The organism is Xanthomonas translucens pv. undulosa, from assembly GCF_017301775.1.
Lineage (GTDB): Bacteria > Pseudomonadota > Gammaproteobacteria > Xanthomonadales > Xanthomonadaceae > Xanthomonas_A > Xanthomonas_A translucens.
This window is the reverse complement of the sequence record NZ_CP063993.1, coordinates 1,057,174-1,080,644: the sequence shown is the minus strand read 5'-3', so window position 1 is coordinate 1,080,644 and position 23,471 is coordinate 1,057,174. Positions and strand designations below refer to the sequence as shown.

At 69.5% G+C, this 23,471-nt stretch carries 23 protein-coding genes; 14 read left to right on the top strand and 9 right to left on the bottom strand.

Annotated features, from left to right (window positions below; all coding sequences use genetic code 11):
• Nucleotides 1–107 precede the first annotated feature (107 nt).
• The 6 genes from lepA to recO all read left to right on the top strand — a co-directional run bounded on the left by lepA (nucleotide 108) and on the right by recO (nucleotide 5,707).
• Nucleotides 108–1,898: a translation elongation factor 4 gene (gene lepA, locus ISN38_RS04430; protein ID WP_206712079.1), complete on the top strand. Its 1,791-nt coding sequence runs from the start codon at nucleotides 108–110 to the stop codon at nucleotides 1,896–1,898.
• A gap of 100 nt (nucleotides 1,899–1,998) precedes the next feature.
• Complete coding sequence (lepB, locus tag ISN38_RS04425) at nucleotides 1,999–2,799, top strand: signal peptidase I (protein WP_003479234.1); 801 nt, start codon at nucleotides 1,999–2,001, stop codon at nucleotides 2,797–2,799.
• A gap of 23 nt (nucleotides 2,800–2,822) precedes the next feature.
• Nucleotides 2,823–3,200, top strand: coding sequence for a DUF4845 domain-containing protein (locus tag ISN38_RS04420; protein ID WP_004426402.1), 378 nt, complete (start codon nucleotides 2,823–2,825; stop codon nucleotides 3,198–3,200).
• Nucleotides 3,190–3,870: a ribonuclease III gene (gene rnc, locus ISN38_RS04415; protein ID WP_004426404.1), complete on the top strand. Its 681-nt coding sequence runs from the start codon at nucleotides 3,190–3,192 to the stop codon at nucleotides 3,868–3,870. The genes ISN38_RS04420 and rnc overlap by 11 nt, the downstream gene beginning before the upstream one ends.
• Nucleotides 3,867–4,769, top strand: coding sequence for a GTPase Era (gene era / locus ISN38_RS04410; RefSeq protein ID WP_004426406.1), 903 nt, complete (start codon nucleotides 3,867–3,869; stop codon nucleotides 4,767–4,769). The genes rnc and era overlap by 4 nt, the downstream gene beginning before the upstream one ends.
• A 140-nt stretch (nucleotides 4,770–4,909) precedes the next feature.
• The gene (gene recO / locus ISN38_RS04405) at nucleotides 4,910–5,707 is read left to right on the top strand and encodes a DNA repair protein RecO (RefSeq protein ID WP_004426408.1); all 798 of its coding nucleotides are present in this window, start codon (nucleotides 4,910–4,912) and stop codon (nucleotides 5,705–5,707) included.
• A 157-nt stretch (nucleotides 5,708–5,864) separates the two neighbouring features.
• On the opposite strand, the gene ISN38_RS04400 is transcribed toward recO, so the two are convergent.
• Entirely contained in the window at nucleotides 5,865–6,575 is a 711-nt protein-coding gene (locus ISN38_RS04400; protein ID WP_038239330.1) for a response regulator transcription factor, read from the bottom strand.
• Between the two features lie 286 nt (nucleotides 6,576–6,861).
• On the opposite strand from ISN38_RS04400, the gene rlmD reads away from it, so the two are divergent.
• The 8 genes from rlmD to ISN38_RS04360 all read left to right on the top strand — a co-directional run bounded on the left by rlmD (nucleotide 6,862) and on the right by ISN38_RS04360 (nucleotide 13,784).
• A complete protein-coding gene (gene rlmD, locus ISN38_RS04395; RefSeq protein ID WP_206712078.1) occupies nucleotides 6,862–8,238 on the top strand; it encodes a 23S rRNA (uracil(1939)-C(5))-methyltransferase RlmD in 1,377 nt (458 codons plus the stop codon).
• 71 nt (nucleotides 8,239–8,309) lie between these two features.
• The gene (locus ISN38_RS04390; RefSeq protein ID WP_003479253.1) at nucleotides 8,310–8,804 is read left to right on the top strand and encodes a CYTH domain-containing protein; all 495 of its coding nucleotides are present in this window, start codon (nucleotides 8,310–8,312) and stop codon (nucleotides 8,802–8,804) included.
• A gap of 97 nt (nucleotides 8,805–8,901) precedes the next feature.
• Entirely contained in the window at nucleotides 8,902–9,579 is a 678-nt protein-coding gene (locus tag ISN38_RS04385; RefSeq protein WP_004426414.1) for a DsbA family oxidoreductase, read from the top strand.
• 151 nt (nucleotides 9,580–9,730) lie between these two features.
• Nucleotides 9,731–10,738 (top strand): beta-N-acetylhexosaminidase, encoded by a 1,008-nt coding sequence (gene nagZ / locus ISN38_RS04380; protein WP_004426417.1) that lies wholly within the window; start codon nucleotides 9,731–9,733, stop codon nucleotides 10,736–10,738.
• Nucleotides 10,738–11,292, top strand: coding sequence for a hypoxanthine-guanine phosphoribosyltransferase (locus tag ISN38_RS04375; protein ID WP_004426419.1), 555 nt, complete (start codon nucleotides 10,738–10,740; stop codon nucleotides 11,290–11,292). The genes nagZ and ISN38_RS04375 overlap by 1 nt, the downstream gene beginning before the upstream one ends.
• 74 nt (nucleotides 11,293–11,366) lie before the next feature.
• Nucleotides 11,367–12,113 (top strand): S-methyl-5'-thioinosine phosphorylase, encoded by a 747-nt coding sequence (locus ISN38_RS04370; protein WP_004426421.1) that lies wholly within the window; start codon nucleotides 11,367–11,369, stop codon nucleotides 12,111–12,113.
• 89 nt (nucleotides 12,114–12,202) lie between these two features.
• Nucleotides 12,203–12,409 (top strand): transcription antiterminator/RNA stability regulator CspE, encoded by a 207-nt coding sequence (gene cspE, locus ISN38_RS04365; RefSeq protein ID WP_003488188.1) that lies wholly within the window; start codon nucleotides 12,203–12,205, stop codon nucleotides 12,407–12,409.
• Between the two features lie 97 nt (nucleotides 12,410–12,506).
• The gene (locus ISN38_RS04360; RefSeq protein ID WP_047325564.1) at nucleotides 12,507–13,784 is read left to right on the top strand and encodes an FAD-dependent oxidoreductase; all 1,278 of its coding nucleotides are present in this window, start codon (nucleotides 12,507–12,509) and stop codon (nucleotides 13,782–13,784) included.
• Between the two features lie 176 nt (nucleotides 13,785–13,960).
• Here ISN38_RS04360 and pdeM read toward each other — a convergent pair whose 3' ends face one another.
• The 8 genes from pdeM to ISN38_RS04320 all read right to left on the bottom strand — a co-directional run bounded on the left by pdeM (nucleotide 13,961) and on the right by ISN38_RS04320 (nucleotide 23,396).
• Nucleotides 13,961–14,611 (bottom strand): ligase-associated DNA damage response endonuclease PdeM, encoded by a 651-nt coding sequence (pdeM, locus tag ISN38_RS04355; protein ID WP_004426450.1) that lies wholly within the window; start codon nucleotides 14,609–14,611, stop codon nucleotides 13,961–13,963.
• The gene (locus tag ISN38_RS04350; RefSeq protein WP_206712077.1) at nucleotides 14,601–17,144 is read right to left on the bottom strand and encodes a ligase-associated DNA damage response DEXH box helicase; all 2,544 of its coding nucleotides are present in this window, start codon (nucleotides 17,142–17,144) and stop codon (nucleotides 14,601–14,603) included. Before ISN38_RS04350 ends, pdeM begins: the two co-directional genes overlap by 11 nt.
• Nucleotides 17,141–18,733: an ATP-dependent DNA ligase gene (locus ISN38_RS04345; RefSeq protein ID WP_004426456.1), complete on the bottom strand. Its 1,593-nt coding sequence runs from the start codon at nucleotides 18,731–18,733 to the stop codon at nucleotides 17,141–17,143. The genes ISN38_RS04350 and ISN38_RS04345 overlap by 4 nt, the downstream gene beginning before the upstream one ends.
• Complete coding sequence (locus tag ISN38_RS04340; protein ID WP_004426459.1) at nucleotides 18,730–19,734, bottom strand: ligase-associated DNA damage response exonuclease; 1,005 nt, start codon at nucleotides 19,732–19,734, stop codon at nucleotides 18,730–18,732. The genes ISN38_RS04345 and ISN38_RS04340 overlap by 4 nt, the downstream gene beginning before the upstream one ends.
• Before the next feature lie 274 nt (nucleotides 19,735–20,008).
• Entirely contained in the window at nucleotides 20,009–20,377 is a 369-nt protein-coding gene (locus tag ISN38_RS04335) for a hypothetical protein (protein WP_003479271.1), read from the bottom strand.
• Nucleotides 20,374–20,919 (bottom strand): bactofilin family protein, encoded by a 546-nt coding sequence (locus tag ISN38_RS04330; RefSeq protein ID WP_004426462.1) that lies wholly within the window; start codon nucleotides 20,917–20,919, stop codon nucleotides 20,374–20,376. The genes ISN38_RS04335 and ISN38_RS04330 overlap by 4 nt, the downstream gene beginning before the upstream one ends.
• Before the next feature lie 204 nt (nucleotides 20,920–21,123).
• A complete protein-coding gene (locus ISN38_RS04325) occupies nucleotides 21,124–22,836 on the bottom strand; it encodes a diguanylate cyclase (protein ID WP_206712076.1) in 1,713 nt (570 codons plus the stop codon).
• Between the two features lie 200 nt (nucleotides 22,837–23,036).
• Nucleotides 23,037–23,396, bottom strand: a complete 360-nt coding sequence (locus ISN38_RS04320) for a hypothetical protein (RefSeq protein WP_206712075.1) — start codon at nucleotides 23,394–23,396, stop codon at nucleotides 23,037–23,039.
• Nucleotides 23,397–23,471 lie beyond the last annotated feature (75 nt).

Here is a 23,471-nt window from a genome sequence, read left to right as displayed (position 1 = left end):
CGCCTGCGTGCCGCCGCCGGCGCGCCTGGCTCCCTCCGGCCATGCGATAATGGCCCGTTATCCTGACGACGGTCCTGGCCGCCGCCCACCTCATGTCCTCTGATTCGATGCGGAACATCCGCAATTTCTCCATCATCGCCCACGTCGACCACGGCAAATCGACCCTGGCCGATCGCATCATCCAGCTCTGTGGCGGCCTGCAGGCGCGCGAGATGGAAGCGCAGGTGCTCGACTCCAACCCGATCGAGCGCGAGCGCGGCATCACCATCAAGGCCCAGTCCGTGTCGTTGCCGTACACGGCCAAGGACGGGCAGGTCTACCACCTGAACTTCATCGACACCCCCGGCCACGTCGACTTCTCCTACGAAGTCAGCCGCTCGCTGGCCGCCTGCGAGGGCGCGCTGCTGGTGGTCGACGCCGCGCAGGGCGTGGAAGCGCAGTCGGTGGCCAACTGCTACACCGCGGTGGAGCAGGGCCTGGAAGTGGTGCCGGTGCTCAACAAGATCGACCTGCCCACCGCCGACATCGCCCGCGCCAAGGCCGAGATCGAGGCGGTGATCGGCATCGACGCCGAGGACGCGGTGGCGGTCAGCGCCAAGACCGGTTTCAACGTGGACCTGGTGCTGGAGGCGATCGTGCACCGCATCCCGCCGCCCAAGCCGCGCGACACCGACAAACTGCAGGCGCTGATCATCGACTCGTGGTTCGACAACTACCTGGGCGTGGTCTCGCTGGTGCGGGTGATGCAGGGCGAGATCAAGCCGGGCAGCAAGATCCTGGTGATGTCCACCGGCCGCACCCACCTGGTCGACAAGGTCGGCGTGTTCACCCCCAAGCGCAAGGAACTGACCGCGCTGGGCGCCGGCGAAGTGGGCTGGATCAACGCCTCGATCAAGGACGTGCACGGCGCGCCGGTCGGCGACACCCTGACCCTGGCCGCCGATCCGGCGCCGCATGCGCTGCCCGGCTTCCAGGAAATGCAGCCGCGCGTGTTCGCCGGCCTGTTCCCGGTCGATGCCGAGGACTACCCGGACCTGCGCGAGGCGCTGGACAAGCTGCGCCTCAACGACGCGGCGCTGCGCTTCGAGCCGGAGAGCTCCGAGGCGATGGGCTTCGGCTTCCGCTGCGGCTTCCTCGGCATGCTGCACATGGAGATCGTGCAGGAGCGGCTGGAGCGCGAGTACGACCTCAACCTGATCTCGACCGCGCCGACCGTGGTCTACGAGGTGCTCAAGACCGACGGCAGCGTGATCCCGATGGACAACCCGTCCAAGCTGCCGCCGCTGAACAATGTGGAAGAGATCCGCGAACCGATCATCCGCGCCAACATCCTGACCCCGCCGGACTACGTCGGCAACATCATCACCCTGTGCGAGGAAAAGCGCGGCAGCCAGATCGGCATCAACTACCTGGGCAGCCAGGTGCAGATCAGCTATGAACTGCCGATGGCCGAAGTGGTGCTGGATTTCTTCGACAAGCTCAAGTCGGTATCGCGCGGTTACGCCTCGCTGGACTACCACTTCCTGCGCTTCGACGCCGGCCCGTTCGTGCGCGTGGATACGCTGATCAACGGCGACAAGGTCGATGCGTTGTCGATCATCGTGCACCGCAGCCACGCCGACCGGCGCGGCCGCGAGCTGTGCGAGAAGATGAAGGACCTGATCCCGCGGCAGATGTTCGACGTGGCGATCCAGGCCGCGGTCGGCTCGCAGATCATCTCGCGCAGCACGGTCAAGGCGATGCGCAAGAACGTGCTGGCCAAATGTTATGGTGGCGACGTATCGCGCAAGAAGAAACTTCTCGAAAAACAGAAGGAAGGCAAGAAGCGCATGAAGCAGGTCGGCCGCGTGGAGATCCCGCAGGAAGCCTTCCTGGCCGTGCTGCAGATGGATAAGTAGCTGGGAGTGGCGAACAGGGAATGGGCATGGGAAGAGCGGGCGCTCTTGCCTTTCCGATTCCCCATGGCCGATTCCCGATTCCCATTCCGAAGGAACAAGAATGAAATGGTTTGAAATCGCGCTGGTGGTCCTGACTTTCGCCACCGGCATCGTCTGGTTGCTGGACAAGCTGTTCTTCGCCAAGCGCCGCGCCGCGCGCGCCGGTCTGCTGGATACCGAGCCGGTGCTCGTCGATTATTCGCGGGCGTTCTTCCCGGTGCTGGCGGTGGTGCTGATCCTGCGCAGTTTCATCGCCGAGCCGTACAAGATTCCGTCCAGCTCGATGATGCCGAACCTGCTGGTCGGCGATTTCATCCTGGTCAACAAGTTCGCCTACGGCTTTCGCCTGCCGGTCACCAACCAGAAGGTGATCCCGACCAGCGAGCCCAAGCGCGGCGACGTGGTGGTGTTCAAGCCGCCACACAAGCCGGACGAGAACTGGATCAAGCGCGTCATCGGCCTGCCCGGCGACCGCATCGGCTTCCACGGCGATACCCTGTACATCAACGGCACGCCAATGAAGTACCAGGTGCGCGGCGAGTACGTCGGCAAGGGCAAGGGCGCGGAGATGACCGGTTCCACGCTGCTCACCGAATACCTGCCCGGCCGCACCCACACCGAACTGGAGTGGCTGGATCGCAACAATCCGGCCGGCCAGGGCGATTGGGTGGTGCCGCCGGGCCAGTATTTCGTGATGGGCGACAATCGCGACAATAGCGAAGACAGTCGCTTCTGGACCCAGACCCACTTCCTGCCCGAGGAGAATCTGCGTGGCAAGGCGTTCCTGGTCTGGCTCAATTGCGAAGGCTGGTTCTGCAGCGGCAGTTTCGATCCCTCACGGATCGGGACCGGTATCCAGTGATGTCCGGCGTAAGGGGAAGCGCGATGAAGCACAAGCAAAGTGGCATGACCTTGACCTCGTTCGTGATCGTGCTGGCGGTGGTCGGGTTCTTCGCCTACGTCGGCATGAAGCTGTTCCCGATGTACATGGAGTACTACGCGGTGCGCTCGGCGATGAAGGGCCTGGCCGCCGAACCGGGCAGCGCCGACATGGATCCGACGCAGGCCAAGACGCTGCTGTTCCGCCGCCTGGACATCAACAACTCGGACAACGTGAAGCCGGACGACGTCAAGTTCGAGCGCATGGATTCGGGCTGGAAGATGCATGTGGCCTACGAAGTGCGCAAGCCGCTGGTCGCCAACCTGGACGTGGTCGGCAAGTTCGACATCACCCAGGACCTGACGACGCGCGGTGGCCAGTAAAACGATCCTGCGCGGCGACCGCATCGGTCACCGCTTCGCCGACTCGCAGCTGCTGGCGCAGGCGCTGACCCATCGCAGCGCCGGTGCGCCGCACAACGAGCGGCTGGAATTCCTCGGCGACAGCATCGTCAACCAGCTGATCGCCGAGGCGCTGTACCGGCGCTGGCCCAAGGCCGACGAAGGCGCGCTGACCCGCGCCCGCGCCGAACTGGTGCGCGAGGCCTCGCTGGCCACCATCGGCCGCCAGCTGGAACTGGGCGAGCGGCTGACCCTGGGACCGGGCGAGATGAAGTCCGGCGGGCATCGCCGTGATTCGATCCTGGCCGACGCGGTCGAGGCGGTGGTCGCGGCGATCTATCTGGACGCCGGATTCGAGGCCTGCCGTGCAGTGATACTGCCCTGGTTCGAGACGGCGCTGGCTGCACTGCCGGTGGGCAAGCCGGAGAAGGACGCCAAGACCCGCCTGCAGGAATGGCTGCAGGCCCGGCAGCGGACCTTGCCCAGCTACGAACTGACCAGCGAAACCGGCGACGAACACGCCAAGCTATTCCGGGTACGCTGCGTACTCGCCGAGCCTGCCCTCATGACCGAGGGCGAGGGCACCTCGCGACGGCTGGCCGAACAACAGGCCGCCGCCGCCGCCATCGAGCAACTGGATTCGAGCAAGTGAACGAGCAAGCGTCTCCCTACTGCAGCGGCAGCGTGGCCGTGATCGGCCGCCCCAACGTGGGCAAGTCCACCCTGACCAACGCCCTGGTGGGCGCCAAGGTCAGCATCGTCTCCAACCGCCCGCAGACCACCCGGCACCGCTTGCTGGGCATCGCCAGCTTCCCGGAAGGGCAATTGGTGCTGGTCGACACCCCTGGCCTGCACCGCGAGCAGAAGCGTGCGATGAACCGGGTCATGAACCGCGCCGCGCGCGGCGCGCTGGAAGGCGTGGACGCCGGCCTGCTGGTGATCGAGGCCGGGCGCTGGGACGACGAGGACACGCTGGCGTTCAACGTGCTCAGCGATTCCGGCATCCCGGTGGTGCTGGTGGTGAACAAGGTCGACCGGCTCAAGGACAAGACCGCGCTGCTGCCGTTCCTGCAGCAGGTCAGCGAGGGTCGCAGCTTCGCCGCGGTGCACCCGATCTCCGCGCTCAAGCGCAAGGGCCTGGAAGCGCTGGTGCGCGACCTGCTGGGGCTGGTGCCGGAAGCTTCGGCGATGTTCGGCGAGGACGAGATCACCGACCGCAGCCAGCGCTTCCTGGCCGGCGAACTGGTGCGCGAGCAGCTGATGCGCCAGCTCGGCGAAGAGCTGCCGTACGCGACCACGGTGGAGATCGAGCGCTTCGCCGAGGACGGCGCGCTGCTGCGTATCGGCGCGGTGATCTGGGTCGAGCGCGAGGGCCAGAAGGCGATCGTGATCGGCAAGGGTGGCACCCGCCTGAAGGACATCGGCGCTAAGGCCCGGCAGCAGATGGAGCGCCTGTTCGGCGCCAAGGTGTTCCTGGAGACCTGGGTGCGCGTGCGCGAAGGCTGGTCGGACGACGAGGCGGCGCTGAAGGCGTTCGGGTACGGGGAATAAGGCCGGGACTCGGGACTCGGGACGGGTCTCATGGAGCTTGAGTTTGGCCCCAGGCTGGGTCGATCGATTGCGCGGCGCTTGAGTGGCGTCATCCGCTTCAGCCTTTACGAGTCCCGAGTCCCCAGTCCCGAGTCCCGGCCGTGATAGAGCATGAACCCGCCTTCGTCCTGCACGCGCGCCCCTGGCGCGAGACCAGCTTGCTGGTGGAAGTACTGAGCGTGCAGTACGGCCGGCTGGGCGTGCTGGCGCGAGGCGTGCAGGGGCCGAAGAAGCAGCCGCTGCGCGCCGCGCTGCAGCCGCTGCAGTCGATCCGCTTCAGCGCGCAGCGCCGTGGCGAGCTGGCCCAGCTGCGTGCGGCCGAGGCGGTGGACACGGCGCCGCGCCTGAGCGGCGACGGCATGCTCGCCGGCTTCTACATCAACGAACTGACCCTGCGCCTGGCGCCACGCGACGATCCTGCGCCGGACCTGTACCTGGCCTACGCGCGGGTGCGCGCGCGGCTGGGCGCGGAGGCGCCGCTGGCGTGGACGCTGCGCTGTTTCGAGCGCGATCTGCTGGACGCGCTGGGGGTCGGCTTCGACCTGCGCCACGACGGCGACGGCGAGCCGATCGACCCGGCCGCGCGCTACGTGCTGGACGCTGAACACGGCCCGCGCCGCCTGCTCAGCGACCGCGGCCACGACCAGCGCAGCGGCATGGCCACCGGCCGCGCGCTGCTGGCGCTGGCCGCCGACGAGATGCCGGTGGCCGAAGACCTGCCCGGCCTGCGCCGCGGCATGCGCGTGGTGCTCATGCATCACCTCGGCGGGCGCGGCCTGAAGTCGTGGGAGATGTTGGAGGATCTGACCCGCCAGCGCCGCGACGCGGAAGCCGGGGAAATGCCGCAGTTGCCTGACTCACCGGAAGTGGCTGACCCGCAGGCGCCGAAGACCGATTGAGCCGCGCTTTCGCCGGCCGGCTTCCTGTAGGAGGGGCTTCAGCCCCGACCGCTTCTGTAGCGTACCGGCTTGCCGATGGTGTCTGTCGCGGCTGAAGCCGCTCCTACAGGGGCGTGCGGCTCGCGCTTCCACGAAGCCCCAATCCCCAATCCTGGCCTCAATGCAACAACGCCGCCACCGCCTCGCTGAACTGGCTGCGCGCCTGCGATGAGGCCGGATCGCCCTGCAGCTGGCGCACCGCGCGCGCCAGCCGCGCGGCGCCGACGAAGCCGCAGCTGGCCTGCAGCCGGTGCAGGTGGTTGCGTACCGCCTGTTCGTCGCTGAGCTGCAGCGCCGAGGCGACCGCGTCGCGGGTGCCGGGCAATTCGGCCAGGAACAGCTCGCGCAGCGCGATCAGGTGCGAGCGTTCGCCGTTGAGCGCGACCAGCGCAGTGGTCTCGTCCCAGTCCACCGCAGCCTCCACGGCGCCCGGCGCGGTGCCGACGCGGCCGCGCGCCAGCAAGCGGCGTACCGCCTGTAGCAGGCGCTTGGGACTGAGCGGTTTCAACAACACTTCGGCGAAACCGGCGCCGAGCAGCTGCTCACGGACCGTGCCGCTGGCATCGGCGGTATGCGCCAGCGCCAGGGTGCCGGGGCGCTGCCGCTGCAGGCGTTGCAGCAGCTCGGCGCCGCTGCCGTCGGGCAGGTTGGCGTCGATCAGCCAAAGATCGTGTTCCTGCGCCTGCGCACTGGCCAACGCGGACGCGACCGAGTCGGCCAGATCGACCTGCGCGGGCAGGGATTGCAGCGTCACGTGCAAAAACGCGCGACTGATCGGGTCGTCCTCGACCAGCAAAAGTCGCGTCACAGGGTCCTGGGTCGATGACATCCTTATGCCTCCATGCGGCCTGGGCGCATCTTAGCGGCTGCGCCGATGCGTCGCACCACTTTGCGCTGCCATCGTCGCGTCCGCAAGCGGGCGCCGCGGACGGCCCCGCCCTGGGCCTGCTGGCCGCAGCGGCATGGCCGGGGCCACTCGATGGGCTGAGCTTGAGCACTCGTGGGGAGGCGTCGGCGCACGCCGCCAGGCACGGCACGGCCGCTCCCGGCGCATCGGCAGGCCCTTGCGCATCTGCGACAATAGCCACCCTTTTCCGCCCGCAGCCTGCCGCCACGTGGCCCGATCCAGAAAACGCCTAGACCGCACCCCGTTCCAGACCGACATCGCCGACCTCAGCCACGACGGCCGCGGCGTCGCCCGCCCCGAGGGCGAGGGCGGCAAGGTCGCCTTCGTGGCCGGCGCGCTGCCCGGCGAGACGGTGCTCGCCGAACCCACCGCGCGCAACCGCCATTTCGACGAGGCGCGTACCCTGCAGGTGCTGCAGGCATCGCCGCAGCGGGTGCAGCCGCGCTGCCCGCACTTCGGCGTCTGCGCCGGCTGCGTGCTGCAGCACTTGGCCGAGGACCAGCAGATCCTGGCCAAACAGCGGGTGCTGACCGAGAACCTGGAGCGGATCGGCCACGTGACCCCGCATACGGTGCTGCCGGCGCTGTCCGGCGAACCCTGGGGCTACCGGCGCAAGGGCCGGTTCTCGGTGCGCCGGGTGGAGAAGAAGGACAAGACCCTGGTCGGCTTCCGCGAGCTCGACCCGCGCTTCGTCGCCGACCTGTCGGTGTGCCACACGGTGATCCCGCAGATCGGCTTCAAGGTGAGCGCGCTGGCCGAACTGGTCGAGCGCCTGGACGGCAAGCGCGACATCCCGCAGATCGAATTCATCGCCGGCGATGCTGCGGTGGCGCTGACCTTCCGCCACATGCAGCCGCTCAGCGCGCACGACCAGGCAGCGCTGGTGGCGTTCGCGCAGGCCCACGAGTTCGCCATCTTCCTGCAGCCCGGCGGCGTGGACAGCGTGCATCCGTTGTACCCGCAGGACGTGGCGCTGGCGTTCCGGCTGCCGCAATGGGACGTGGAGCTGGCGTTCCGGCCGCTGGACTTCATCCAGGTCAACGCCTCGCTCAACCAGAAGATGATCGCGCACGCGCTGGCGCTGCTCGACGCGCAGCCCGGCGACCGCGTGCTCGACCTGTTCTGCGGGCTGGGCAATTTCACACTGCCGCTGGCGCGCACGGTGCGCGAGGTGGTGGGCGTGGAAGGCGATGCGGGGCTGGTGGTGCGGGCGCGCGACAACGCGCAGCGCAATGGTCTGGACAACGCGCAGTTCTTCGCCGCCGACCTGACTCAGGACCAGCGCCAGGCGCCGTGGATGCAGCAGGGCTTCGACAAGCTGCTGCTCGACCCGCCGCGCTCCGGCGCGATCGAGGTGTTGCGGCAGCTGCCGTTGGACACGTTCCAGCGCATCGTCTACGTCAGCTGCCACCCCGGCTCGCTGGCGCGCGACGCCGGTTACCTGGTTAACGAGCAGGGCTTCGTATTGAAGGCCGCCGGCGCGATGGACATGTTTCCGCATACCGCGCATGTGGAGAGCATTGCGGTGTTCGAGAAGCCGGGATTGGGGATGACCAGCCGTTCGGCTGTGAAAAGCCGGGAATAGGGATTCGTAACAGCGGCGTCTGGGTGCTGGCTTATGCTTTGACCAATTCCGAATCTCCAATCCCCAATCCCATGGCCATCGAAATCGAACGCAAATTCCTCGTCATAGGTGATGGCTGGCGCGCTGCAGCGCATCGGGTGATCCCGATGGCGCAGGGCTATATCAACGACCAGGCGGCGATGGACAGTGGCGCGCAGAAGGCGTCGGTGCGGGTCCGCCTGCAGGGCGAGGAAGCGTTCCTCAATCTGAAGTCGCGCGCGCTCGGCCACACCCGCCAGGAGTTCGAGTATCCGTTGCCGCTGGACGATGCGCGCGCGCTGCTGGCGCTGTGCGTGGGCGGGCTGATCGACAAGCGCCGGCATTTGGTGCAGCACCAGGGCCATCTGTGGGAAGTGGACGAGTTCCTCGGCGACAACGCCGGGCTGGTGGTCGCCGAGATCGAGCTGGACAGCGCCGAGAAGGCCTTCGCCAAGCCCGACTGGATCGGCGCCGAAGTCACCGACGATGCGCGCTACTACAACCTGGCGCTGGCCTCGCATCCGTTCTGCCGCTGGCCGCGCGTCTGAGCGCCGGAAACGGCATCGCCGCCACATGGCAGCGACCACGGCGATCTGCCGTATGCTTTCCCGAGTCCCGAGTCCCGAGTCCCGAGTCCCGATCCTCATGCGCCTCGACATCTGGTCCGACGTAGTCTGCCCCTGGTGCTGGATCGGCAAGCGCCGGTTGCAGCAAGGCATCGCCGCGCTCGGCGCGGATGCGCCGGCGCTGCAGATCCACTGGCATCCCTACCTGCTCGATCCCGATGCCGGCACCGAGCCGGTGCCGCTGCGCAAGGCCTATGAAGCCAAGTTCGGCGGTGCCGCGCGCACCGAGCAGATCCTGGCGCAGACCCAGGCCACCGCGCGTGCCGAGGGACTGCCGTTCGACTTCGACCGCGGCCAGGTGCGGGTGACCACGCTGCCGGCGCACCGGCTGCTGTGGCTGGCCGCGCGCGAAGGCGACGCCGAGGCGGTGGCCGAGTCGCTATTCCACGCGCATTTTGCCGAAGGGCGCAACCTTGCCGAAGCCGGCACGCTGCTCGAGGCCGGTGCCGCTGGCGGGCTGCCTGCCGCGCGCGTGCAGGCGCTGCTGGACGGCGACGAAGGCCTGGCCGAGATCCAGGCGCAGCTGCAGCAGGCGCAGGCGATGGGCATCCGCGCGGTGCCGACTTATCTCATCGACGGCCGCCATGCGATCCAGGGCGCGCAGCCGCCGGAGGTGTTCGCCGCGGCCCTGCGCGGCCTGCTGCGGCCAGCGCCCGACGCGGCCCAGGACGGCGGCGCCGACGGCTGCGCGGTGTAGGCCGGTCACACCACCGCAACGCGGCGCAGTCACGGCGTGCCATCGGCACGCGCTGGCAGCGTACGGCGCCGCGTCGGCCTGTCGCCGGCGCCGGCATCTGCGACAATGCCGCCCAGGCGCGCTGAACAGCGCTGGCAGGAGAATCCCCCGCATGCTCGCGATCGGCGTCGCCGGTACCGAACTCACCGCCCAGGAACGCGACTGGCTGCAGCACGATGCCGTCGCCGGCGTGGTCCTGTTCAAACGCAATTTCGCCTCCAGGGCGCAGCTGGTGGAGCTGACCGCGGCGATCCGCGCCGCGGCGCCGCGGCCGCAGCTGATCTGCGTTGACCAGGAAGGCGGCCGCGTGCAGCGCTTCCGCGAAGGCTATAGCGCCTTGCCGCCGCTGCACGGTTTCGGCGCGCTGTATGCGCGCGACCGCGATGCGGCGCTGGCGCTGGCCGAGCAGCATGCCTGGCTGATGGCCAGCGAGGTGCGCGCCAGCGGCGTGGACCTGAGCTTCGCCCCGGTGGTGGACTTGGCGCGCGGCAATCGCGCGATCGGCGACCGCGCCTTCAGCGACGATCCGCAGGTGGTGGCCGCGTTCACCGCCGCCTACGTGCGCGGCATGCACAGCGTCGGCATGGCCGCCACGCTCAAGCACTTCCCGGGCCACGGCACGGTGCTGGAAGACACCCACGTCGACAACGCCGAAGACCCGCGCCCGCTCGAGGTGCTGCGCCAGGAAGACCTGCTGCCGTTCGCCGCCGGCATCGCCGCCGGCGCCGATGCGGTGATGATGGCGCACGTGGTCTACCCGCAGGTGGCGCCGGAACCGGCCGGCTATTCGTCGCGCTGGATCCAGCAGATCCTGCGCCAGGAACTGGGCTTCCGCGGCGTGGTGTTCTCCGACGACATCGGCATGGCCGCCTCGTTCGCCGCCGGCGGCGTCGCCGCGCGCGTGTCCGCGCACCTGGACGCCGGCTGCGACGTGGTCCTGGTCTGCCATCCCGAACTGGTCGAAGACGCGCTGCAGGCGGTGCGCGAGCGCCCGCTCAATACCGCCGCGCTGCTCGGCCTGATCGGCCGCGGCGCCCTCGGCTGGGACGGCCTGCTCGCCGATGCCCGCTACGGCCACACCCAATCCCACCTGCTCGCAACCCTCGGAAAAACCGCCTGATGTCCACTCTCACCATCGCCCAGGCCCTGGCCCAGGCCGACCTGCTGGTCGATCGTCCGCACCTCGACCAGGCCATCGCGCGCATGGCCGACGCCATCGCCGCCGACTACCGCGGCGAGATCCCGGTCTACCTGACCATCATGCACGGCGCGTTGCCGTTCGCCGGGCAGCTGGCGCTGGAGCTGGGCGCGCGCGGCCAGGACCTGCAGCTGGATTACCTGCACGCCACCCGCTACCGCGGCGAGACCGTCGGCGGCGAGTTGGTGTGGAAGCACCGCCCGGCCACCGCGCTGTACGGGCGCCGGGTGCTGCTGCTCGACGACATCCTCGACGAAGGCCTGACCCTGCTGGCGGTGCGCCAGTGGTGCCTGGAGCAGGGCGCCACCGACGTGCGCATCGCGGCGATGACGGTCAAGCGCCACGACCGCCGCGTGGACGACATCAACGCCGACTACGTAGGCGTGGATGTGCCCGACCGCTATGTGTTCGGCTTCGGCATGGACGTCAACGAAGGCCTGCGCAACCTGCCGGCGATCTACGCGATGAAGGAATAAGGCGCGGCGCCTTTTCCCTTCGCGCGCCGGCCGTCGTGGCCGGTGCGTGCGCACGTTTTGATTCGAGGATCCGCATGGACAACATCGCACTGGCCGTCATCGGCGGCACCGGCGTCTACAAACTCGCGCAGCTGGACGACGTGGAGACTCGCGAGGTCGACACCCGTTACGGCAGCCCGTCCGGCCCGCTGCGCATCGGCACGCTGCTCGGCCACCGGATCGCGTTCCTGGCCCGCCACGGCGAAGGCCATTCGCTGCCGCCGCACAAGATCAATTACCGCGCAAACCTTGCGGCGCTGCAGCAAATTGGCGCCACCCGGGTGCTCGCGCTCAACACCGTCGGCGGCATCGGCGAGCGCTTCGGGCCGCGCGTGCTGGCCTGCCCGGACCAGCTGATCGACTACACCTGGGGCCGCGTGTCCACGCTCAGCGAGGAGCCGGGCAGCGAGGTGCTGCACGTGGATTTCGGCCATCCGTATTCGCCGATGTTGCGCAGCAAGGTGCTGGCCGCCGCGTGCGTGACCGGTGCCGAGGTGGTCGATGGCGGTTGCTACGGCGCCACCCAGGGACCGCGTTTGGAAACGATTGCAGAGATCGCCCGGCTGCGTCGCGACGGCTGCGATCTGGTCGGCATGACCGGCATGCCGGAAGCGGGCCTGGCGCGCGAATTAGGCTTGGAATACGTGTGTTTGGCGATCGTGGCGAACTGGGCCGCGGGCTGCGGCGACGCCCAGGAAATCACCCTGGCCGAGGTGCTGGCGAACGTGGAGGCGGCGTCGGCGGGACTGCCGGAGCTGATCGGCGAACTGGCGCGCGGGTGATTGTCTTCGCTGCGCAAGCTTTGCATACTCCGCCGGTGCGGGATGCCGCACAACCACCACCCATTCATTGCACAAGGTCTCGCATCACCATGCCGAACGGTACCGTCAAGTGGTTCAACGACGCCAAGGGATTTGGCTTTATTTCACCGGAAGACGGCAGCGCTGATGTATTCGCGCACTTCTCCGCGATCAATTCCAAGGGCTTCCGCAGCCTGCAGGAAGGACAGCGTGTCAGCTATGACGTGACCCAGGGTCCGAAGGGCGCGCAGGCCTCCAATATTACGCCTGTCGAGTAAATCGCTTGCTCGGCTGAGCTGTTTTTGAACCCCGCTTCGGCGGGGTTTTTTATGGATGGCGATACCGCGGCGGTGTCGCCCGCAATCAATGGATGCGATGAAGCAACGGATGCAGATCGGCATCGTCGGCTACGGCACGGCGGGCCAGGCGCTGGCGCTGCTGCTGGCGCGCGACGGCCATCGGCTACAGGTGTTCGAACGCGCGCCGCAGCCGGGTCCGGTCGGCGCCGGTTTCCTGCTGCAGCCGACCGGGCTGCAGGTGCTGTGGCGGATCGGCCTGCTCGAGCAGGCGCTGGCGCACGGCGCGCCGGTGCGGCGCCTGTACGGCGAGACGCCGTGCGGACGCGCAGTGATGGACATGCGCTACCGCGATCTGGATGCGCGCCTGTTCGGACTGGGCATGCAGCGCGGCGCCTTGTTCTCGCTGCTGGCGCAGGCATGGGACGGTTATGCCGAGCTGCAGCGCGACACGCGCATCGTCGCCATCGACGATGGCCTGCGCCGGGTGCAGGACCAGCATGGCCGCTGGCATGGCCCGTTCGACCTGGTGATCGCCAGCGACGGTTCGGCCTCGGTGTTGCGCGCGCAGGTGCGGGGCACGCGCCTGGACCGGGTCTATGCGTGGGGCGCGCTGTGGTGCCTGCTGCCGCGCGGCGACTGGGCCTTCGCCGACGAATTGCGCCAGCGCTACGTGGCCGCGCGCAAGATGATCGGCTTGCTGCCGGTCGGCACCCGCCCGGGCGATCCCGAGCCGCGCATGAGTTTCTTCTGGAGCCTGCCCACCGCCGATTTCGATGCCTGGCAGGCGCGCGGCATGGACGCGTGGCTGGACGAGGTGGCGCAGCTGTGGCCGCAGGCGCGCGAGCGCCTGGCGCAGGTGTGCGCGCCGGCGCAACTGGCGCGGGCCAGCTATCGCGACGCGGTGCAGCAGCGCTGGTACCGCGGTCGTCTGGTCTTGGCCGGCGATGCGGCGCATTCGATGAGCCCGCAGCTGGGGCAGGGCGTCAACATGGCGCTGATGGATGCGTGGGTGCTGAGCGAGGCCTTGCGCGAGGCGCCGGATCTGGATGCGGCGCTGGCGCGCTACCAGGCGCAGCGGCATGCGCATGTGGCGGTGTACCAGTTCTGGAGCCGCTGGCTGACGCCGCTGTTCCAGTCCGAGCGCGACCTGGTGGCGCGCGTGCGCGACCTCGGCATGCTGCCGGCCGGACGCATGCCCGGCGGCCGCGGACACATGCTGCGCGTACTCAGCGGTACCCAGCACGGCTGGTTCGGCAAGCTGCCGCTGGAGCCGGAATTTCTGCAGGCGCTGGCGGAGACGGCGGCCGTGCCAAGGATTGCGACGGGGCAGGCGCAGGGCGAACAGCTGCAGTGAGCCAGTGCGTTCGTGCAGGTGGCGACCGACGTCGTTTCTGCGATCGGCCGGTCTGTTGCGATGCCGCGGCGCCGTCGCTTCTCTGTGGGAGGGACTTCAGTCCCGACGCGTCATCGGTAAAGCGTCGGGACTGAAGTCCCTCCCACAGGGATGATCTGAGTCTCCAGGACTACGCGTTATTGCATCGCCACCGGCAACGCCAGCACCGCGCCTTCGACGCAGGCGACCAGGCGTTCGCCCGCCTCCAGCACCGGCACCACGCCGGCGGTGAAATGCGAGAACGCGGGCAGCACCGTCATCTGTTCGCGCAGCCAGAAGGCCGACCAGCGTTGGCGCATGCCGGGCAGTTTCGCCAGCGGATGCAGGTGCCCGCACAGCACATGCAGCTGCGCGTGCGGCGCCGGATCGTGGCGCAGCGCGAACGGGCCGTCTTCGACCTGTTCGCCCAGCATCGCGATGTCCAATCCGGCGCCGGCCAGCGCGCGATCGTGGTTGCCGGCGATCGCGGCCACGCGCAGCTGCGGATGCGCGTTGCGCCAGGCGTGCCAGTCGCGCTGCCAGGCGGCTGCGGGCGCGGCGCCGTGCAGCACGTCGCCGAGGATCCACAGTTCCTGCGCCGCATGCGCCTGCACCAGCGCGGCGATGCGTTGCAGGTCAAGCGCGGTGCCGCCGCTGGGCAGGCCGATGCCTGCGCGGCGGAACACGTCGGCCTTGCCCAGGTGCAGGTCGGCGATCAGCAGCCGCCGGCGTGCAGGCCAGTACAGCGCGCGCTCGCCGAGCAGGGTCATCGGTTCGCCGGCCAGGGTCCAGTCAAGCTCAGCGCGCATGGCGGTGTTCCAGCTGTGCGGCCGCGCGCATCACGCGCGCTTTCCAGTCCTCGGTGCTGAGCTGGCCGCGGATGCTTTCCGCCCACAGCGGGAACGACAGCGGCGTCAGGCTGCGCGGCGTGTACACGGCCAGTTGGCGCGCGGCGCAGTCGTGCAGGGTGGCGGCGAGCCGGGTCAGCTCCATTTCGCCCTGCAGCACTTCGCGTTCGGCCTGCGCCAGCAGCAGGTGTCCGGGATCGAAGCGGCTCAATACGTCGTACAGCAGGCCGCTGGAGGCCTGCAGCTGGCGCAGACTGCGCGGCGTGCCGCCGGGCAGGCTCGGCGGCAGCAGGCCGGACACGCGTGCGATCTCGCGGAACTGGCGCCGCGCCAGTTCGCCAAGATTGAGGCTTTCGCGCAGGTCCTCGAACAGGTGCGTGGGGCTGAGCAGTGCGCGCAGCAGGGCCGGGTCGATGGCGACCTCCTGCGCCGGCGACAGCACCAGCCCGTAGTCGTTGGCGGCGAAGCTGAAAGTGTTGCGCTGCTGCCGGCCCCAGCGCAGCGCCAGCAGCGCGGCCAGCCCTTCGTGTACCTGGCGCCCTGCGAACGGGTACACGAACACGTGGCGGCCGTCGCGGGCGCGCACGCTTTCCACCAGCAGCCGCTGCGGCGACGGCAGCGCCGACAACGCGCGCTGCAGGCCGAGCAACGGCGCCAACGCGCGCAACTCCTCTTCGCCGCGCGGCTCGGCGAACACGGCTTCCACTTCATGCGCCAGCGCCGAGGACAGCGGCATACGCCCGCCCATCCATTTCGGCACGCTGCCGTCGCCGCCCTTGGCCAGGCGCACGTAGGCGGTCATGTCCTCCAGCCGCACCAGTTCCAACAGGCGCCCGGCGAACTGGAAGCGGTCGCCGCGGCGCAGGCGGCCGACGAACTGTTCCTCCACCGCGCCGAGCCGGCCGCCGCGCAGGAAGCGCACCGCGACGCTGCCGTCGCTGGTGATGGTGCCGATCGAGAGCCGGTGACGCAGCGCGATGCGGCGGTCGTGCACGCGGTACACGCCGTCGTCATCGAGCACCACCTTGCGGTAGTCCGGGTACTGCGCCAGCGCGCGGCCGCCCTGCACGATGAACTCCAGCACCGCGGCCCAGGTCGGCGCATCGAGCGCGGCGAACGCGGCGCTGCCGCGGACTTCGGCGAACAACGCGTCGGCGCGGAAGCCGCCGCCCAGCGCGCAGCTCACGCAATGCTGCGCCAGCACGTCCAGCGACAGCCGCGGGGACGGGCGCGATTCGATGCGGCCGTGGGCGATGGCGCGGCGCGCGGCGGCGTATTCGACCAGCTCCAGCGCATGCGACGGCACGCACAGCACGTGGCCGGCCTCGCCGGGACGGTGCTTGGCGCGGCCGGCGCGCTGCAGCAACCGCGCCACGCCCTTGGGGCTGCCGATCTGCAGCACCTGATCGACCGCGGGAAAATCCACGCCCAGGTCCAGGCTCGAGGTCGCGACCACGCAGCGCAGGCTGCCGTCGCGCAGGCCGTGTTCGGCGGCGCGGCGCAGCGCCGGATCCAGCGAGCCGTGGTGCAGGGCCAGGGTCTGCGCGTGTTCCGGCCACACCGACTCCAGCGCCTGGTGCCACAGTTCGGCCTGCGCGCGGGTGTTGGTGAACAGCAGGCTGGTGCGTACCGCGAACAGTTTTTCCAGCACGCGCGGCAGTTGCGCCAGGCCGAGGTGGCCGGCCCACGGGAAACGCTCGCCGCTGGCCGGGGTCAGCGTCTCCAATGTCAGCGTGCGCGGCTTGACCCCGGCCACGATCGGCGCGTCCGCCACATGCGGCAGCAGCACGTCGCGTGCCTCGTCCAGATTGCCGAGCGTGGCCGACAGGCCCCAGGTGCGCAGTGTCGGCGCCCAGGCGCGCAGCCGCGCCAGGCACAGCTGCAGCAGCACGCCCCGCTTGTTGCCGAGCAGCTCGTGCCATTCGTCGACGATCACGCAGCGCAGCGTCGCCAGCTGCGGCGCGGTGTCCGGGTAGGACAGCAGCAGCGCCAGCGATTCTGGGGTGGTCACCAGCACGTCGAGCTTGCCGCTGCGCGCCAGGCGCTTGTCGCGCGCGCTGGCGTCGCCGGTGCGCAGGCCGATCTGCCAGTCCAGGCCGAGCGCTTGTGCCGGTTCGCGCAACGCGCGCAAGGTGTCGGCGGCGAGCGCGCGCAGCGGGGTGATCCACAGTACTTTCAGGTCGCGCTGCGCCTGCCGGCGCGCACGCGTGCTCGGTGCCGCTGTGCTTGCGCTGGCGGCGGCCTTGCTGCGGCGCGGCGCCTTGCGTGCGGTGGCCTGCAGCGCAGCCTGTTCGCGCAGGCCTTCCAGCAGCGGGCCGCCGAACACGGCCAGGGTCTTGCCGCTGCCGGTGGGCGTGTGCAGCAGGCCCGAGCTGCCGTCCAGGTAGTGCCGCCACAGTGCGCGCTGGAACGGCAGCGGTTGCCAGCCCTGCGCGGCGAACCATGCGTACAGCGGCGCATCGGCCGGGCGCTTGCGCGCCTGCGCCGGGGTCATCGCGCCAGCGCCTGCAGCGTGGCCAGCCGGTCGGCCTCGGCGAACGGCTTGTCGTGGCGCCAGCGCAGGATGCGCGGGAAGCGCACCGCGATACCGGACTTGTGCCGGCTGCTCTTGTTCACCGCCTCGAAGCCGAGTTCGAACACGTGGTACGGCGTCACCGCGCGTACCGGGCCGAAGCGTTCGGTGGTGTGCGCGCGGATCCAGCGGTCCAGGGCCAGGATCTCGCTGTCGTCCAGGCCCGAATACGCCTTAGCCACCGGCACCAATTGCGCGCCGTCCCACAGGCCGAAGGTGTAGTCGGTGTACAGCGTGCTGCGGCGGCCGTGGCCGGCCTGTGCGTACAGCAGTACCGCGTCGATGGTCAGCGGTTCGATCTTCCACTTCCACCAGTCGCCGCGGCGGCGCCCGGATTGGTAGGGCGAGGACGCGCGCTTGAGCATCAGCCCTTCCACGCCGCGCTCGCGCGCATCCTCGCGCAGCGCCGCGGCTGCGTCCCATGACGCGGCCCGCACCAGCGGCGACAGCACGATGCGCGGATCGGCATGCGCGTCGAGCAAGGCCTGCAGTTGCGCGCGGCGCTGCGCCAGCGGCTGTTCGCGCAGGTCGATGCCGTCCAGTTCCAGCAGGTCGTAGGCGAGCACCCGCGCCGGCGTATCGGCCAGGGTCTTGGCGCCGGGTTTGCGGCGCTGGATGCGGGTCTGCAGCGCGGTGAACGGCAGCGGCGCGTCGTCGTCGTCGCGCCAGCCCAGCAGTTCGCCGTCGATCACCGCATCGCGCGGCAGCGTGGCCGCGGCGGTTTCGATCTCGGGGAAGCGGCCGTCCAGGCGTTCCTCGCCGCGCGACCACAGCGCCGTTTCGCCGGCGCGGCGGATCAGCTGCAGGCGGATGCCGTCCCACTTCCATTCCAGTTGCCAGTCGTCGATCGCGCCCAGCGTGGCCACAGCGTTTTCCAGCGGCGAGGCCAGAAAGAACGGGTAGGGTTGCTGGCGGTCGCTGGCCAGCACCTCGCGCGACAACAGGTCTTCCAGCGCGGCCGGGGTCGGCGACCAGTCACCGAGCATGCGCTGGGCGATGCGTGCGATGTCGATGCCGGACATCGCCGCCAGCGCCTGCTGTACCAGCCGCTGCGACACGCCCACGCGCAGCGCGCCGGTGAGCAGCTTGTTGAATAGCAGGCGCTCGTCGAACGCCAGGCTGCGCCAGCCGGCGAGCACCGCGGCGTGGCGCGCGGCTTCGTCCTGCGCGGCGACCGGCAGCAGGCGCTCCTCGATCCAGTCGCGCAGCGGCGCCGGATCGGAGGCTGCGGCCGGATCGTCGAGCAACAGGGTCAGGGTTTCGGCGAGGTCGCCGACGTGGTCGTAGCTGTCGTCCACCAGCCAGCCGGGCAGGCCGCTTTCCTGCGCGATCCATGCGCGCAGTTCGCGCGTGTTGGCGATGCGCCGCAGCTTGCCGCCGCTCAGCAGCCAGATCGCCCACGCCGCGTCGGCCGGCGGCGCCTGCTCGAAATAGGCGACCAGCGCGGCGCGCTTGTCCAGCGTCGCGGTGCTCTGGTCCAGTTGCCGGTACAGCGCGGCGAAGCGCTTCATTCCTCGGCACCGTAGTCGGTGCGGAACGCCTCGGCTGCGACGCCGCGTTCGTTCAAGGCGCGGATGATCGCGTCGGTGTTGCCATGGGTGGCGATGACCCGCTGCGCGCCGGTTTCCTCGATGGTGCGCAGCAGGTCCGGCCAATCGGCATGGTCGGAGACCACGAAGCCGCGGTCGTAATTGCGCCGGCGGCGGTTGCCGCGCAGCCGCATCCAGCCCGACGCGAAGCCGAGTTGCGCATGGCGGAAGCGGCGCAGCCACGGACTGCCCGCGGCCGACGGCGGCGCCAGCACCAGTTGCCCGGCGTAGTCGGCGCGCTTGTCCATCTCGGCGACCGGTTGCGTGTCCAGCATCGCGATGCCGGCGTCGCGGTATACCGCCACACCGGCGGCGACCGCGCCATGCAGCAGCGCCGGTTGATCGTCCCACGGCTGCAATTCGGCCAGCACTCGCTGCGCCTTGCCCAGCGCGTAGCAGAACAACACCGCGGCCTCGCCGCGCGCGGCACATTCGTGGCGCCAGGCGACGATCTCGCGCGCCACCGCCGCGGTATCCGGCCAGCGGTACACCGGCAGGCCGAAGGTGGCCTCGGTGATGAAGGTGTCGCAGCGCACCACTTCGAACGCCGCGCAGGTCGGGTCGGGCTGGCGCTTGTAGTCGCCCGAGGCCACCCAGACCTCGCCGTCCACTTCGATGCGCACCTGCGCCGAGCCGAGCACGTGTCCGGCCGGATGCAGCGACACCGTTGCTGCGCCCAGCGCGAAGCGTTCGCCGTAGTCGTAGGCGTGGTAGGCCTGCTCGCCGAGGCGCCAGCGCAGGATCGGCAGGCCGGCGGCAGCACAGTGGTATTCGCCCATGCCGGCGCGGGCATGGTCGCCGTGGCCATGGGTGATGACCGCGCGCGGCACCGGCCGCCAGGGGTCGATATGGAAGTCGCCGGCGGGGCAGTACAGCCCTTCCGGGCGCAGCACCACCAGGTCCTGGTAAGCGGGTTTCGGCATGCCCGCCACTGTGTCCAAGGCGCTGTGCAGGAGATGAGAATCCACGCTGAGCGGTTTACACGCAGGTGCGGATCGGCTCCAATGCGCTACGCGCCTGCGCGTTCGTGCGCAACCGCCTGACCGCTGCGCACGGGCTGGCGTTCGCTACGTTGCAGGCGGATGTGCAGATGCATGTAGTGCTTGCGCGTACGTTGCAGTGAACGTATACGCCGTCCCCTCACCGCAACCCCTCTCCCCGGGGGAGAGGGGCTACGCTGTATTCCGAGTCCCGGCCTCAATGCCGCGTCCCGCGCTTGCCGCCGCCCTTGGCCTGGGTCGCTTCCACCGACAGGGTGAAGCTGCGCTCCTCGCCGTCCAGCATCGCACCGACGCCGACCAGTTGGCGCTTGATCTCCTCGCCGCGGCCGTTGCGGATCGTCACCACCACCGTGTACTCCCACGCAGTGCCGTCGGCAGGATGCTGGATGGTGCCCTGCACGCGCAACGGCACCGTCGCGGTCGGGGCCGACTGCTGCAGCACCGCCGAGTCGAAGCGCAGGTGGTGCTTGCAGGCCGGGCAGACGCTGGCGCTCTCCAGGATCGTGGCCTTGCAGTGCGGGCAGGTCCGGGTCGCCCCCGGGGTGCCGGGACGCGGTGTGCTCATGCGCCCGCGTCAGGCTCCGTGGTCGGCTTGCCGCCTTTGCGGCCCTTGTCGTCTTCCCAGCCGAAATCGGCCTGGCCGCGCATCCGCGCGCCGGCGGCCACGGTCAGCGACCCGGCCTTGACGTCGCCGATCAGCGCGCCGGAAGCCAGCAGTTCCACCTGCGAGGCCGATTCGATGTTGCCTTCCAGTTCGCCGGCGATGATCACCTTGTTGGCGCGCACGCCGCCGCTGAGCTTGGCCCCAGTCTCGATGGTCAGGTCGCCCTGCACGTTGACGTCGCCCTTGAACTTGCCGGCGATGCGGATATGGCCGGTGCCTTCGATCTTGCCTTCGATGGTGATGTCGGCAGCGATCAGCGACTCCTTCGCCGCCGGCGTTGCGGCGCGGACGGGGAGCGGAGCGGCCGCGGCGACGCTGACCGCGGACTCGCCGGGCGCCGATTCGGTGACCGGCCGCGGTTCCGGCACTGCGCTGTTGCCGGGCGTTCCGGGAGGCGGCAGGCCGTCCTTGCGCGGGGTACCCTGATCTTTCCAGATGGACATGCGAAGACGTCTCCAGTCGGGGGAACACCGACTATCGCCGCTCTACCGCTCAGGTTTTGTGACAACCATCGCTAAAGCACGCTTCGTATGCCGCGATCGGGTCCACGGCCTGCAGCGCGATCCAATGGCCACCTTGCCGTCCCCGGCGGCCTGGGTGGCAGGCAGCAAGGCGCAGCGCGCCTTCCCATCGCGACGCGATGGGCCTCAGCCCATTGCGTCCAGCGCGGGATCGAACTGCTGCACCTGATTGCGGCCGCTGCGCTTGGCCCGGTACAGCGCCGCATCGGCCTTGCGCAGCAGGGTGGTGGCGACCACGCCGTCGCGCGAATAGCAGGCCAGTCCGATCGAGAGCGTCACCCCCGGCAGTGCCTTGCCGTCCAGCGTGGTGCTCATGTGCTGCGCGGCCTCGCGGATCTGCTCGGCGATCGCCAGCGCTGCCTCCGCGTCGGTTTCCGGCAGGATCACGGTGAATTCCTCGCCGCCGTAGCGGCAGGCGATGTCCTCGCCGCGCAGCCGCGACGCCAGCATCTGCCCAACCGCAGCGAGCAGGCTGTCGCCGCCGCCGTGGCCGTGGAGGTCGTTGAAGTGCTTGAAGTGGTCCACGTCCAGCATCAGCAGCGACAGCGGCACCGAGCGGCGTGCGCAGCGCGCCAGTTCGTGGTTCAGCGACTCCTCCAGGTAGCGGCGGTTGAACAGGCCGGTGAGCGGGTCGCGGATCGACTGCCGGCGCAGCGATTCGCGCAGGCGCAGGTTGCTCAGCGCCTGCGACAGCTGCTCGGCTGCGGCCTCGGCGATGGCGATGCGCGGCAGCGGCCCGGGGCCGGGACCGGCCAGGAACACGAAGCCCAATTGCGTGCCCTGTGCGGACAACGGAATGCAGGCACTGCTGGCGCCGACCGCCTGCGGATCCTCGCGCAGGTGCGCGCACGCCGCGTCGTGGCGCAGCGCGTGCACGAAATGGGTCTTGTCGCGGCGCAGCGCCCAGCACTCTGCCGGCGCCACGGCCGCTGCGCTGCGTACCGGCGGCTCGCCCCAGGCGACGATGGATTCGGCGCGATCCCTGGAGGCGCGCAACAGATACACGCCGCCGCCGGCGTCGGGCATCAATGCGGCGAGCATGCGCGCGGTCACCGCCAGCGCTTCCTTGGGGGCCACGCAGCTCTGCAGCAGGCCGGTGTAGCGGCTGAGCGCATTGAGGTCGGCGCTGGTGCGCTCCAGGTCGTGGATGCTGGCGGCCAGCTTTTTATTGGCGACCGAAGCGGCCTGCTCGGCGTTGCTGCGGTTGCGCAATTCGCGGAACAGCAGCGCATAGACCACGCCCACGCTGCCCAGGCCGAACGGAATGCCGGCCAGGGCCAGGGCCAGGGCCAGCAGCAGATCGGAACTGCGCTGGTTGGAACGGTCGCGGCGCAGCAGCTGTTGCTCCAGCTCGGTCATATGCTGCACGTGATCGTGGATCGCGCTGGAGTGCTTGAACACGCTCGGCGCCATCGCGCGCTGCAGCGCGGCCAGGCCATCGCGCTGGTAGATGTCGAGCATCTGCTGCGGTTGCGTCAGCCGTGCCCGCATGAGGCGCTGTAGGATATCCAGGTTGGCGATCTGTATCGGGTTGTCGACCACCAGTGCGCGCAGCTGCGCCAGGTGCCGCGGTACGCGTTCGGTGCTCTCGCGGTAGTTGCTCAGGTAGGGTTGGTTGCCGGTGAGTTCGTAGCCGCGCGCCGCGGTCTCGGCCTGCAGCAGGGTCGCTTGCACTTCGTCGATGCTGCGCAGCACCTGATGGGTGTGGGCCACGCGTGCCGCATCGCAGATCGAACGCCGCGCACCGGAGAACATGCCGAACCCGATCGAGATGAAGACTAGTGCGGAAAACAGCAGTGCCAGGCGGGTTCTGATCCACACGCTGTGGAAAGTCGGCATGTGCAGAGTGTAACCAGGCAGCGGATCGACCGAGGCTGGGTATTGGAATCGACCGAGCCTGGGTACTGGAAAAAATCTTGGGGCACGCCGCGTTGCTAACTGGCCGCGTTGCTAAGTGCTTGCGACATCGCGCGGGATCCGGCGGATGCGGGGCACGCCCGCCGCATCCCGCGCCGAGCGCGGGTGCAGCGGGCATTGCGTCAATGCTTTTCGCTGTCGCTGTTGTGCGGATCCTGGTTGGCCTTCTCGCGCGCCTTGTCGGCGAGCTTTTGCGCCGCGCTGGCGGTGGCCTCGCTGGCATCGGCGGCGGCTTCCTTGGCAGCGGCAGAGGCATCCTGCACGGCGTCGGAGTTGGCGGCGCGGTGCGCGGCGTCGCGGGCGTCGGCGGCGACCTCGCGACCGGTCTGCGCGGCCTGGTCGGCGGCTTCCTTCGCCGCTTCGCCGGTCTGCTCGGCGGCGACCTTGGCGTCGCGCTGTGCCTGCTGCGCTTCCGGGCCTTGGCAGGCGGCCAGGGCCAGGGCGCCCAGCAGTACCATTGCCGCGATCGGGGTCTTGTTCATGCGCGTTCTCCGTTGCTGGTTGATGCGGCGCAGCCTAGGCGGGCGCGCATGCAGTTGGTGTCAATGCGGGCGATC

Excerpts from the sequence above, each read along its gene's own strand:
- lepA (WP_206712079.1), top strand. The coding sequence starts at position 108 with ATGCGGAACATCCGCAATTTCTCCATCATCGCCCACGTCGACCACGGC.
- lepB (WP_003479234.1), top strand. The coding sequence starts at position 1,999 with ATGAAATGGTTTGAAATCGCGCTGGTGGTCCTGACTTTCGCCACCGGC.
- ISN38_RS04420 (WP_004426402.1), top strand. The coding sequence starts at position 2,823 with ATGAAGCACAAGCAAAGTGGCATGACCTTGACCTCGTTCGTGATCGTG.
- ISN38_RS04400 (WP_038239330.1), bottom strand. The coding sequence starts at position 6,575 with ATGTCATCGACCCAGGACCCTGTGACGCGACTTTTGCTGGTCGAGGAC.
- ISN38_RS04390 (WP_003479253.1), top strand. The coding sequence starts at position 8,310 with ATGGCCATCGAAATCGAACGCAAATTCCTCGTCATAGGTGATGGCTGG.
- ISN38_RS04385 (WP_004426414.1), top strand. The coding sequence starts at position 8,902 with ATGCGCCTCGACATCTGGTCCGACGTAGTCTGCCCCTGGTGCTGGATC.
- nagZ (WP_004426417.1), top strand. The coding sequence starts at position 9,731 with ATGCTCGCGATCGGCGTCGCCGGTACCGAACTCACCGCCCAGGAACGC.
- ISN38_RS04375 (WP_004426419.1), top strand. The coding sequence starts at position 10,738 with ATGTCCACTCTCACCATCGCCCAGGCCCTGGCCCAGGCCGACCTGCTG.
- ISN38_RS04370 (WP_004426421.1), top strand. The coding sequence starts at position 11,367 with ATGGACAACATCGCACTGGCCGTCATCGGCGGCACCGGCGTCTACAAA.
- cspE (WP_003488188.1), top strand. The coding sequence starts at position 12,203 with ATGCCGAACGGTACCGTCAAGTGGTTCAACGACGCCAAGGGATTTGGC.
- ISN38_RS04360 (WP_047325564.1), top strand. The coding sequence starts at position 12,507 with ATGAAGCAACGGATGCAGATCGGCATCGTCGGCTACGGCACGGCGGGC.
- pdeM (WP_004426450.1), bottom strand. The coding sequence starts at position 14,611 with ATGCGCGCTGAGCTTGACTGGACCCTGGCCGGCGAACCGATGACCCTG.
- ISN38_RS04350 (WP_206712077.1), bottom strand. The coding sequence starts at position 17,144 with ATGACCCCGGCGCAGGCGCGCAAGCGCCCGGCCGATGCGCCGCTGTAC.
- ISN38_RS04345 (WP_004426456.1), bottom strand. The coding sequence starts at position 18,733 with ATGAAGCGCTTCGCCGCGCTGTACCGGCAACTGGACCAGAGCACCGCG.
- ISN38_RS04340 (WP_004426459.1), bottom strand. The coding sequence starts at position 19,734 with ATGCCGAAACCCGCTTACCAGGACCTGGTGGTGCTGCGCCCGGAAGGG.
- ISN38_RS04335 (WP_003479271.1), bottom strand. The coding sequence starts at position 20,377 with ATGAGCACACCGCGTCCCGGCACCCCGGGGGCGACCCGGACCTGCCCG.
- ISN38_RS04330 (WP_004426462.1), bottom strand. The coding sequence starts at position 20,919 with ATGTCCATCTGGAAAGATCAGGGTACCCCGCGCAAGGACGGCCTGCCG.
- ISN38_RS04325 (WP_206712076.1), bottom strand. The coding sequence starts at position 22,836 with ATGCCGACTTTCCACAGCGTGTGGATCAGAACCCGCCTGGCACTGCTG.
- ISN38_RS04320 (WP_206712075.1), bottom strand. The coding sequence starts at position 23,396 with ATGAACAAGACCCCGATCGCGGCAATGGTACTGCTGGGCGCCCTGGCC.